This window comes from Flavobacterium sp. GL_143 (assembly GCF_057834355.1).
Map to the genome: position 1 here is coordinate 1,711,592 of NZ_CM174401.1, position 11,669 is coordinate 1,723,260.

Here is an 11,669-nt window from a genome sequence, read left to right on the forward strand (position 1 = left end):
AATTCTATGTTCCTAAAAAATTTAGCAATTTTTTTATCTGCTAAATCTGCCGAATCTGCGGGAGTAAAAGCATTGCGGATTATAATTGATAGTATGATTATTGGTGTTTTTTTTGCGAAATCTGCATGAAAAACTCAATTGTTAAAATTTGTCCGAAATGAATACGTTATTGACTTTTTAGAATTATCAGGCAATTATAAAATGAAAGAACTTTGCAGTGAATAAATCACACTACTTTCATGTTCCTTAAAAAATGGTTTTCGATACAGTGTTATCGTCCAAAAAAAATAGCTTTAATCCTGATTTTATTTGGGATAACTACACTACAAGCTCAGCAAATAAATCCGATTTCATTACAAGAAGCGATTAAAATTGCAAAAGAAAACAACAAAAACATACTTAAATCTCGCATCGAAGTCGATATTTCTAAAGAGAATATCAAAGAAACCAAAGAACTTCGTTTACCTGAAATTGATTTTAATGGAGGTTATTCTCGTGTTACAAACTTAACAGAGTTTAAAGGAGGGTTTCTAAAAGATAAGGATGTAACCCATACTATTCCAGAGATGTATAATATAGGAACGGCTATTAAAGTGCCACTATATGCTGGGAATAAGATAAACAATGCTATCGCAATTGCCAACCAAGAGAGTAAGATTGCTCAGGTAAAAAGCGAAAAAGCTGAAAATGATATTCAGTTAGAAGTAATTGCTACTTATTTGGGAATTCAGAAAATGATGGAACTTCAAAAAATCATTGATGAAAATATTAAAGAAGAACAAAGCCGACTCAAAGAAGTTCAATCCTTAAAGAATCACGGTACGATTACCAAGAATGAAGTTTTAAGAGCAGAGCTTCAACTTTCGGATCGTGAACTGAATGCTTTGACAAACTCTAAAAATATCAAAATAGCACTTCATGAATTAAAAACAATTCTTCAGTTACCCGAAGAACAAGAAATAGCGATTGATACAACTGCAAGTTTTAATGAAGATGTAAAGATGGATAACTATAATTTCTATTTAAATAATACACTTCAAAATGAAGAGATGCGAATTGCAAATCAGGAAATCGAAATCAAGAAGACAGAATTGAAATTGGCAAAAGGAAATTATTATCCAACCATAAACTTCTTTGGAGATTATAATTTAAAATATCCCAATTATATGTTCTTTCCACCAAATCCTTATTTGTATAGTCTAGGGCAAGTTGGTATCGAAGCTACATTTAGTTTGTCGGGATTATATAAAAATAAAACCAAAGTACATATTGCAAATTCTAGAATTGAATTACAGAAGACCCAATCGGAAATTGTAAAGAATAAAGTTCAGGATGAATTATTTAGAAATCATACGCAATATGAAGAAATCACCGAGAAGATTAAAGTTGTCGATAAAGCATTAAAATTAGCAACCGAGAATTATCGTATTGTTAAGTTAAAATACCTGAACCAATTGGTTCTGATCACCGAAATGGTCGATGCTGATAATGCGTTGCTGCAAGCAAAATATAATAAAATAGCAACGCGAATTGATGCCGAAATGAAACATTATGAATTGCTTCATACTGCAGGATTATTAAAATAATTGAATTTTAAAAAGAGAATAGAATTTTATGGTAAAGATAAAAAATGAAACAAGAGCTAATAAGTCGTTTCATACATTGATAACTGTTATTGCATGCGTGCTTGTTTTAAGCGGAATCGTTTTGGGAATTTGGTTTTATGTTTTTAATAAAAATCACGAAGAAACCAATGATGCTCAGGTTGAGCAATATGTTACACCTATTATGTCCAGGATTACTGGGTACGTTCAGGAAGTTCGTTACGAAGAAAATCAGTTTGTACATAAAGGAGATACTTTATTAGTTATAGACAATCGCGAGTATAAATCAAGACTAGATGTGGCTTTGGCAGATGTAGAAAGTGCTAAAAGAAATAGCGTTGTTGTTGAGAAAAATGTGGCTACAACCGCAAGTGCAACTACAATTGGGAAGTCGCAATTGGCTGCAGCCAAAACCAATCTTTGGAAAACACAATTAGAGTACCAACGATACAAAGCTTTGGTAAAAGAAGAAGCTGCAACCGAACAACAATTAGAGAAGGTAAAAGCAGATTACGAATCGGCTCAGGCGCAGTATCAGGAAATGAGTAACCGAATCGAATCATCGACTTTAAATACATCACAAGCTGCAGCAAATATACCTACTGCACAAACAGTAATTCAGTCCAAACAAGCATTGGCAGATAATGCTGCTTTGTTTCTTTCGTACACAGTAATCACTGCGCCTTATGACGGATGGGTTGCTAAAAAAACAATTCAGCCAGGGCAAATGATAAAAGAAGGACAAACTTTGTTGTCGATGGTGAGTAAAGAAAAATGGATTACAGCAAACTTTAAAGAAACTCAAGTTCAGTTCTTAACTATCGGTCAAGAAGTAGAGATACACGCAGATGCGATTAATGATAAAGAATTTGTAGGAGTAGTTACTTCATTATCTCCAGCCAGTGGCGCACGATTTTCGTTATTGCCACCAGATAATGCCACGGGAAATTTTATCAAGATAGAACAAAGAATCCCAGTAAGAATAAAATTAAAAGACACAAGCGAACAAACTGATTTCCTTCGTGCCGGAATGAATATAACTGTAGTAGCCGAACACAAATAACATAATGTTAGACAATACAAGCGTTTTTAAATCATGGGTTCCTAATTGGGCAATCATTGTAATCTTGTTTTTTTGCATGTTGCATTCCATGATTTTGTTGGGAGTTTACTCATCAAATGTTACTTATGCATCAAGTTTTCTAGATATAGAACCAGAGGACTTGCAATTCTCTATGTGCGTTACTTACGGGACTTTGCTTGCCACGATATTAATAGAAAGCCGATTTTCTAAATTTTTTCCCACTAAAAAATATCTAATTGCGGTATTTTGTTTGGTAGCCATTACTATAATGTTGTCGGCTTATGTAAAGAACTTTTCATTGTTTATAATGATAAGAATGGCCGAAGGTTTCCTAATGGCATTACCAGGAGTTCCGTTAAGGCAGTTATTAATTACCAGATTTAAATCTAAAAATGCAATTATAATTGGCTTCACCTTTAATTATGGGGCGCTACTATTATCATCACCTTTTATAATGAATATTGCTGTTTGGCTTTTAGAAAATTACGATTGGAGATACATGGCGTATGGTTCGGCATTATTCCAGATTATTTGTGTTTTATTAATAATGATAACGTTTAATGATAGTCGTCTCCATCGAAAAATTCCTCTGTATCAGATAGATTGGACAAGTTTTGTTTTATTGTTGATTGCCATATTATGCGGAGCGTATTTCTTTGTATATGCCGAGAAAAAATATTGGTTTGAATCTTTCGAAATCCGATTTGCATTAATTGCATCATTAATTTCGACCGGTTTATTTATTTTTAGACAATTGCACGTAAAACGACCTTGTTTTGACTTAAATGTTTTTAGATATGCCAATCTAAGAATCGGTTTCTTGTTGTTTTTTCTTTTTTATATCGGTAGAGCAACACTTAATATTTGTCATAGTACAATGTTTAGTGTCTGGAACTGGGAGCCATCGCGCGTAGCGCATATTCAGTTTCTTAATGTAATAGGTAATGTAATCGGAATGGTTCTTGCGGCAGTATTTCTTGCAAAAACAGTAGCTTCGAGATATATCTTTATGCTAGGATTTTTTATTCTTGCGGTGTTCCACTTATGGTTTACGTTTCTTTTTGTGCCCGATATTTCATTATCGGCAATGGCAATACCATATATTCTGCAAGGAGTTGCAGTAGGGGTTTTATTTGTGCCGTTGGTTTTGTTTACAATGTCATCTGTTCCAACAGGTTTAGCGCCATATTCTGGAGCAATCGGAGTTTCAGGGCGTTTTTGGGGAAGTACAATTGGGTTTTGTATTATGCAAAATGCAGAGAAGTTTTTTCAGAAATCACACTTTACAAAATTGACACAGTTTATTGCGCCCGAAAACCCCGAAACGCAAAGCAGAATCGCACAAACAGCACAAAGCTTCGTGAGTAAAGGTTTTAATCCAGACGAGGCTAATCTTCTGGCGATGAAACAAATTTTAGGTTCAGTAACCAAGCAATCTATTCTGTTATCAAATATGGAGATTTTTACTGCTGTTGGTTACGGATTATTAATTGTTGTAGTCTTGTTAGGAATCAATCAGCATTTAAAACAAACATTTGATGTTTTTAAAAATAGAGTTTGGAATAGTTTCTAAATTCAGAACAGTCCAGCGCGATTTTGCCATACAATCGTAAGAAAAAGTCCGAAGAATATAATGCAAAGCATAAAGTTTATAAAACTCGATGCCAGAAAGCCAATAAAAGAACCTGTTGCAGCTTTTAGCGCGCGATTATGATCTTTAGAATCGTAGATTAATTCTCCGATAAACGCTCCTGCAAATGGGCCAATAATAAAACCAAACGGAATTGGGGCAAAAATACCAACGACCAAACCGATATTAGTCCCCCAGACTCCATAAGTACTTCCGCCAAATTTCTTAGTTCCTTTGGCGGGAATGATATAGTTTAGGACAGAAATGATGATTGTTACAGCAAGTGTAATGCCTAAAACCCAATAATTCATTGGGACAACTTTTGTCATATAAAGCAATAATAAACCAATCCAACTAAGGCTTATTCCGGGTAAAACAGGTAAAAAACTACCTAAAATACCAACAATCATGCATATAAAGCCGAGTAACAATAATAGTGAATCCATATAATTTTTTTGTAATTTTGCGCCTACAATCCTTTAGTTAGATTCGTCCATGTTTAGATTTTTGCAATTTGTATTGTTTTGTTCCTTGATTTTTTCAATCAATACAAGTACGTATGCACAAACTAAAAAACTTTCAATAGACGATAGATTACTTCAGGATAGCATCTATAAAAGTAATAAGAAAAAAGTATTAAATTTTTCAATGAAAGATTTTGATGCACTTTTTTTTGATTTTTTTAAAACTAAAAGCAATCCAGATGTAGTTTTAACTAAAACACAGTTTTATAATTATACAGTACAAATTGCTACTTTCTCTGACCGATTGGCTAGTTTATATCCTGCTCAAAAGGAGATTGCGGCAAAAAATAAAGAAGAGTGGCTATCAGAAAGCTATGAAGATTATTTATTATACAAAGCTTCTCAAAAAAAATAATTGTATTTTTATAAATTAATAGTTTAATTCAAAATCAAATCCTTGAAGCAGTTTTCCCTTTTATTAATAATCCTTTCATTTAACTCTTGTCAATATTTTGAGAAGCAGGTTCCTTCTGAAAAAGAATTATTGCAAAAAGAGTTAAAATCGATTAACTGGAAAGAAGTCGATGAGTTTCCATCTGTGGTCGATTGCGAGAAAATTGAAAATAAAAAGCAACGTCAACAATGTTTCTTCGAGATAATGACACAACTTATCCAGCAAAAACTAAGCAGTGACACCCTTGCAATACTTTATCCAGAACTAGATACTATCGAAGTAAAAGTGACAATTTTTCCAAATGCCACAATGAAATTCGAACCTCAGTTCCCAAAAGATTCAGTGGCTTACGATACAGTAAAAATTGATAGCATTCTCCGTGCCCGTTTAGTCGATTTCCCAAAAGTCAATCCAGCTATTAAACGCGGAATTCCTGTAAAAACACAATTTATATTACCTGTAATTCTAAAAGTAGAGTAAGTAGTGCCATTTACTTTTTCGCACCCAGCTATTGTTCTGCCATTTTTAAAGAATAAAAAACTCTCAGCAACAGCTTTGGTAATTGGGTCTATGTCTCCCGATTTAGAATATTTTTTCAGAATGAAAATGCAAGGCGATATCGGACATACTTTTTTAGGTGTGTTTCTCGTAGATATTCCTTTAGGCGTTTTAGTAGCATTTTTATTTCATCAAATAATAAAAAGACAATTAATAGACAATTTGCCTGATTTTATTAAAGAAAGATTATATGTTCTTAAAGAAAGTAACTGGTTAAATTACTTTAAATCTAATATCTGGATTGTTATAGTCTCATTTATATTAGGAATTTTTTCTCATATATTTTGGGACTCATTCACACATATAAATGGGTATTTTGTACAAAGAATACACTTTTTGGGAGGAGACTTATATTCAATTCCTATTTATAAAATCGCTCAGCATTTAAGTTCTTTAATTGGGATGATATTAATCCTTTTTTATATCTATAAATTACCTGTACGAATTGAAGAACCTAATAAAGTCAATCTTAAATATTGGTTTTCAGTACTAGGTATTGCGGTAATAATCCTGAGTATACGATTTGCATTAGGAATGACATTTAAACAAATAGGGAGTGTAGTTGTAAGTGCAATTTCCTCCATGTTTTTGGCGCTAATTTTTGCCGGATTGATTTTCAGAAACAGAAAAATTATTTAGAAGCTATTCCTGCTGTCCGCTATATCTTTTTATTTTTAAAGAAAAAATAAAAAGGATGCCGCTTCCATCAGGGCTAGAGCTGTCATTTTCATTAGAATATTACTTAGAGAACTGTCTTCCTTTCCATTCATAACTCCCTAATAAACTATATAAAGCAACACTAGTACTAAAAAACGGATACCATAAGTTCGAGAGAATAAAGAAACGCATTTGCTTTCCGGTCAAAAAAGAATTGGTTTGATAAAGCAAAATCCAGTCTAATATAAACTTCAGAATTAATATACTCAGAAGATGAATGTAGTTTATTTGAAGTGCTAGAAATATAATCCAAGTTATAATAACGCTTAAATTGGCAAGGAAAACAATAATACCCAATAATTTCCCGAACGTACTTTGGTACGAACTCGTTTTAGCTGCCCAACGAACCCGCTGATAAAACAAGCTTTCCCAATCGGGAGTTGGCTTTGTAATTATAATATTAGCTTCAGATTTTAAATAATGTACTTGTTCAGGAAACGCTGCGATTGCCTTTTGTAATAAAAAAACATCATCACCACTGGCAATTTTGTTATTGCCATCAAAACCATTTAGTTTTACAAATAAGGATTTTGTATAAGCAAAATTAGCACCATTGCACATAAAACCTTTATTCAAACCAAAACTTCCAATTGTTGCGCCTTGTAAACTCGTTAAATCCAACTGCTGGAAATGATCCAAAAATGAATTATCACATTCGTATGTAACCGCGCCAGCAATCATCGAAACATCATGAAGCTGGATGTAATTGTCTAGAGTTTGTAACCAGTTTTTAGGAACAATGCAATCGGCATCGGTTGTAATAATCCATTCGGTCGATGCATGTTGCATAGCTGTAGTAATGGCATCTTTTTTAGGAGAATTTGAAACACGAATATTCTCAATTATTCGAATACTAAATTTCTGAGACAGAATACAAAATGCTTCTTCAGAATCATCATCAACTAAAATTACTTCAAAGAGTTCGATAGGGTAATTTAATCTCGAAATACTATTTAAAAGAGTCGGTAAGTTTTCTGTTTCGTTTCTAAAAGGAACAACAATCGTAAAACGTGTTTTAGGAGGTAATTCGGCAGATTGATATTTCTTAATTTTAGTAAAACCATAACTAAGCCAAGCTATAACAAGACAATAGATTAGTATTATGGAATACAGAATTACCATTATTTAGTGGTTTTAGTTTTAAAATTCAAGACATAATAACTTCCGATAACTACAGGTAAAACCACATTTAAGAACCACATTAAGGTGGATATAAAAATCACGATCCATTCGTTTACGCCAAGAATTCCGAAGAAATATACAGCAACACTTCCTTTTACAGCAAAATCCAAAAACTGAAAGGTAGGTAAAGATGAAGCTAAGAAATAAACAGTCGAGATTGTAGCTATCATTGTAAAGTAAGGTAAGTCGACATCAAAAGCCAGAAACAAAAAATAATATTGATGTGAGAAAACAAGATAGCGACAGATTCCTAAAAGGATATTTCTTTGATGAATCGGTTTTGGAATTTCGTTAATCTTATGAATTAGCCTTTCGATAGAATATCCTTTGATTGTTATCTTTTTTAATAGAAAAACCACAAGAAATAGAATAAATAGAAGTCCGAAAAGTAAAGCAACCGTTGTTGGCGTAATCACATTGTATTTTGAGTTAAAATACATTAAGCCAAAAATACCAAATATAACCGTAAGAACCATTTGTATTCCGTTACAAATCAGGTTTAAGAATACGACTTTTTTAGTGTCTTTTTTATCAAAAAACAATGCTTTTCCAGCATACTCCCCAATTCCGTTTGGTGTAAAAAGCCCCGCTGTTAAAGCCCCAAGAACTTGTTTTGTCGCTTCAGATACCGATATTTTATGGATTACCTGAGCCAGGTTTTGCCATTTTAGGATTTCGAAATACCGATTTAAAACGCTAAACAATAAAATGAAAGCAATCCCCGAAACCGATTGGTTCTTTTTGAATAAAATTAGGAACTTTTGCCAATCTAGTTTGTCATTCTGTGCAAGTTGATTATAAATAAAGTAAAATGCGCCACCTACAATCAAAAGTTTGATTACAAGAACAAGGAATTGTTTAGCTTTGTGAGGAATTGAAATCATGCTGCAAAGTAAAGGAAACTATTGTAAAAAAGCTATTTCACAAAGATTCACAAAGTAATCTCAAAAGTTACACAGAGAGATAAAAAACAAACTTAGCGAAACTTTGTGTAACCAAAATAAATAATGACAAAAGAACGCATCATATTAGGAATCGACCCAGGAACAACGATAATGGGTTTTGGATTGATAAAAATCGTCAATAAAAAAATGGAATTTTTGCAGCTTAACGAATTGCAATTGTCCAAATATGACAATCATTATCAGAAACTAAAAATCATTTTTGAACGTACCATCGAATTAATCGAAACACATCATCCAGACGAAATCGCAATTGAAGCTCCTTTCTTTGGTAAAAACGTTCAGTCGATGCTTAAGTTAGGAAGAGCACAAGGAGTTGCAATGGCAGCAGGACTTTCGAGAGATATTCCGATAACGGAATATGAACCTAAAAAAATAAAAATGGCAATTACAGGGAACGGAAATGCTAGTAAAGAACAAGTTGCCAAAATGCTTCAACAGCTTTTAGGATTAAAAGAATTACCCAAAAATCTAGATAGTACCGATGGTTTGGCAGCTGCCGTTTGTCATTTTTTCAACTCAGGAAAAGTAATCGGAACAAAGAGTTATACAGGTTGGGATGCATTTGTAAAACAAAATGAGGAACGAGTAAAAAAATGAGATAATGTGTTAATTAGAAAATTAGATAATTCTTGCATTACGAATATTTAATTTTCTAGTTTATTAACCTATTAGTGATTAACTATCACATTATCTAATTGACACATTATCCTAATTATCTAATATATGTCCGGTATCTACATTCATATTCCTTTTTGCAAGCAGGCTTGTAATTATTGTGACTTTCATTTTTCGACTTCGATGAAGAAGAAAGATGACATGGTTTTGGCTATTGCCAAAGAAATAGCCATGCGCAAAAATGAGTTTGAACTTCTCGACTCCACAGGAAATGAAAACCAAATTGAAACTATTTATTTCGGTGGCGGAACTCCTTCTGTTCTGAGTAATGACGAAATAAATTTTTTAATTTCAGAAGTTTATAAAAATTATAAAGTTGTCGATAATCCTGAGATTACACTCGAAGCAAATCCAGATGATTTATCGAAAGACAGAATAATAGAATTGTCTATAAGTCCGATAAACCGCTTGAGTATAGGGATTCAGTCTTTCTTTGAAGATGATTTGAAGATGATGAACCGTGCCCATAATTCGGTGGAAGCCAAAAAATGTCTGGAAGAAGCAACTAAATACTTTGATAATATTTCTTTGGATTTAATATATGGCGTTCCGGGAATGAGCAACGAAAAATGGAAACATAACATCGAAACGGCATTGAGTTTCGGAATCCCGCATATTTCGAGTTATGCTTTGACTGTAGAGCCCAAAACAGCTTTGAGTAAATTAATACAAACAGGAAAAGTTGCTAAACCAAATGACGAATTGGCTTCGGCTCATTTTATGATTTTGGTAGAAACGCTTGAAGCAAACGGTTTTATTCATTACGAATTATCAAATTTCGGAAAAGAGAATTACTTTTCTAAAAACAATTCGGCTTATTGGCTGGGTAAAAAATATATTGGAGTCGGGCCTTCGGCACACAGTTATGATGGTGTTTCCAGAAGTTGGAATATCTCGAATAATTCACTTTATCTTAAATCAATTCAGGATAATCAATTGCCAAATGAGGTAGAAATTCTTTCGGTTTCGGATCGTTATAATGAATATATTATGACTGGATTGCGAACAATCTGGGGCGTTTCATTAGACAGAATCGAAAAAGAATTCGGGACTAATTATCTAGTTTACCTAAATAAACAAGTTGAGAAGTTTCTAAATGATGAATTGGTTTCAATTGAAAATAATATTCTAAAACCAACACCAAAAGGAAAATTCCTGACTGATGGAATTGCTAGTGATTTATTTTATTTAAATTTAGAATAAATTTTAGTACGCTGATAAAACGGATGCAAGCAACACTGATTTAAAAAAATCTGTAGAAATCCGCGTTAGAATATCCGTAAAATCCGCGTCCAATTATATTTGCAAAAATCTACAAAGAATATATATCATTGCGGTTAAAAACGAAAGTATTATGAGAATTACCATATTAGATGATTATCAAAATGCAGTTGCAAAACTAGAATCTTTCAAAATGTTGAAAGGATTGGATGTTACAATTCTTAACCATACCGAAAAAGACAATTCAAAGTTGGCGGAGTTATTAAAGGACTCCGAAATTATTGTTTTAATTAGGGAAAGAACAGAAATTTCAGCCGACTTGCTTTCGAGATTACCTAAATTGAAATTCATAAGTCAGACAGGAAAAAAGTCCAATCATCTTGATATTGCTGCGTGTACAAAATATAGAGTCGCAGTTGCAGAAGGTATTGGTTCGCCTGTAGCTCCATCTGAACTTGCGTGGGCATTAATAATGAATACAGTTCGTCAGATTCCGCAGGCTATTCGGGGAATGAAAGAAGGAAAATGGCAGACTAATATTGGTTCGACTATTAGAGGCAAAACAATTGGTATTTGGGGTTATGGAAAAATAGGCCAACAAATAGCTAAATATGCAAATGTATTTGGAGCAACGGTTTTGGTGTGGGGAAGTGAAAGTTCAAGAAGCCAAGCTGTTGCTGATGGATTTCAGAAAACAGATTCTAAAGCAGAATTTTTCTCGCAAAGTGACATCATCACATTACATCTTAGGCTTAATGAAAGTACCTTCGGGATTGTTAAGGAAACCGATTTAAGTTTAATGAAATCAAGCGCAGCTTTAATTAATACTGCTAGAGCCGAATTAATAGAAAAAGGAGCTTTATTAAAATCGCTTAAAAACGGAAAACCAGGATTTGCAGGAATAGATGTTTATGAAGAAGAACCTATTTATGATGTAGATTTTGAATTGCTAAAAATGCCAAATGTTGTTTGTACGCCTCATATAGGTTATGTCGAGAAAAACAGCTACGAACTTTATTTTGAGAAAGCTTTTGAGAATGTAATTAATTATATCAATAACAATCCAACAAACATTGCAAATCCCGAAGTTTTATAATAAGATTTAGTTAAATCAT

Annotated in this window: 12 protein-coding genes; 9 read left to right on the plus strand and 3 right to left on the minus strand. The window is 33.0% G+C overall.

Annotation, left to right across the window (positions count from 1 at the left end; all coding sequences use genetic code 11):
- Positions 1–239: 239 nt before the first annotated feature.
- Genes AC3IPI_RS07380 through AC3IPI_RS07390 form a run of 3 tightly spaced genes read left to right on the plus strand, consistent with a single transcriptional unit; the run spans position 240 to position 4,261 of the window.
- Positions 240–1,586, plus strand: coding sequence for a TolC family protein (locus AC3IPI_RS07380; protein ID WP_039116826.1), 1,347 nt, complete (start codon positions 240–242; stop codon positions 1,584–1,586).
- A 28-nt stretch (positions 1,587–1,614) separates the two neighbouring features.
- Positions 1,615–2,667, plus strand: coding sequence for an HlyD family secretion protein (locus AC3IPI_RS07385; RefSeq protein ID WP_409415383.1), 1,053 nt, complete (start codon positions 1,615–1,617; stop codon positions 2,665–2,667).
- Between the two features lie 4 nt (positions 2,668–2,671).
- Positions 2,672–4,261 carry an MFS transporter gene (locus AC3IPI_RS07390; RefSeq protein WP_489158125.1) on the plus strand — a complete coding sequence of 530 codons (1,590 nt, stop codon included), beginning with the start codon at positions 2,672–2,674 and terminating at the stop codon, positions 4,259–4,261.
- 2 nt (positions 4,262–4,263) lie between these two features.
- Here the strand turns inward: AC3IPI_RS07390 and AC3IPI_RS07395 are convergent, their stop codons facing one another.
- Positions 4,264–4,764, minus strand: coding sequence for a DUF456 domain-containing protein (locus AC3IPI_RS07395; protein WP_039116291.1), 501 nt, complete (start codon positions 4,762–4,764; stop codon positions 4,264–4,266).
- Positions 4,765–4,966: 202 nt separating this feature from the next.
- On the opposite strand from AC3IPI_RS07395, the gene AC3IPI_RS07400 reads away from it, so the two are divergent.
- Genes AC3IPI_RS07400 through AC3IPI_RS07410 form a run of 3 tightly spaced genes read left to right on the plus strand, consistent with a single transcriptional unit; the run spans position 4,967 to position 6,433 of the window.
- Complete coding sequence (locus AC3IPI_RS07400; protein ID WP_123869438.1) at positions 4,967–5,197, plus strand: hypothetical protein; 231 nt, start codon at positions 4,967–4,969, stop codon at positions 5,195–5,197.
- Between the two features lie 42 nt (positions 5,198–5,239).
- Positions 5,240–5,716, plus strand: a complete 477-nt coding sequence (locus AC3IPI_RS07405; protein WP_409415384.1) for a hypothetical protein — start codon at positions 5,240–5,242, stop codon at positions 5,714–5,716.
- A gap of 3 nt (positions 5,717–5,719) precedes the next feature.
- The gene (locus AC3IPI_RS07410) at positions 5,720–6,433 is read left to right on the plus strand and encodes a DUF4184 family protein (RefSeq protein WP_489158128.1); all 714 of its coding nucleotides are present in this window, start codon (positions 5,720–5,722) and stop codon (positions 6,431–6,433) included.
- 99 nt (positions 6,434–6,532) lie between these two features.
- Here the strand turns inward: AC3IPI_RS07410 and AC3IPI_RS07415 are convergent, their stop codons facing one another.
- Both AC3IPI_RS07415 and AC3IPI_RS07420 read right to left on the minus strand, forming a co-directional pair.
- Positions 6,533–7,636 (minus strand): glycosyltransferase family 2 protein, encoded by a 1,104-nt coding sequence (locus tag AC3IPI_RS07415; RefSeq protein ID WP_489159219.1) that lies wholly within the window; start codon positions 7,634–7,636, stop codon positions 6,533–6,535.
- Positions 7,633–8,577 carry a hypothetical protein gene (locus AC3IPI_RS07420; protein ID WP_489158130.1) on the minus strand — a complete coding sequence of 315 codons (945 nt, stop codon included), beginning with the start codon at positions 8,575–8,577 and terminating at the stop codon, positions 7,633–7,635. Before AC3IPI_RS07420 ends, AC3IPI_RS07415 begins: the two co-directional genes overlap by 4 nt.
- Before the next feature lie 123 nt (positions 8,578–8,700).
- Between AC3IPI_RS07420 and ruvC the strand changes: the two genes are divergently transcribed.
- From ruvC to AC3IPI_RS07435, 3 genes are all read left to right on the plus strand, one after another.
- Positions 8,701–9,255 (plus strand): crossover junction endodeoxyribonuclease RuvC, encoded by a 555-nt coding sequence (gene ruvC, locus AC3IPI_RS07425; protein WP_039116297.1) that lies wholly within the window; start codon positions 8,701–8,703, stop codon positions 9,253–9,255.
- A gap of 126 nt (positions 9,256–9,381) precedes the next feature.
- A complete protein-coding gene (gene hemW / locus AC3IPI_RS07430) occupies positions 9,382–10,536 on the plus strand; it encodes a radical SAM family heme chaperone HemW (protein ID WP_489158132.1) in 1,155 nt (384 codons plus the stop codon).
- 151 nt (positions 10,537–10,687) lie between these two features.
- On the plus strand, positions 10,688–11,650 hold the full coding sequence (locus AC3IPI_RS07435) for a D-2-hydroxyacid dehydrogenase family protein (RefSeq protein ID WP_489158134.1): 963 nt from the start codon (positions 10,688–10,690) through the stop codon (positions 11,648–11,650).
- The last annotated feature ends 19 nt before the right edge of the window (positions 11,651–11,669 follow it).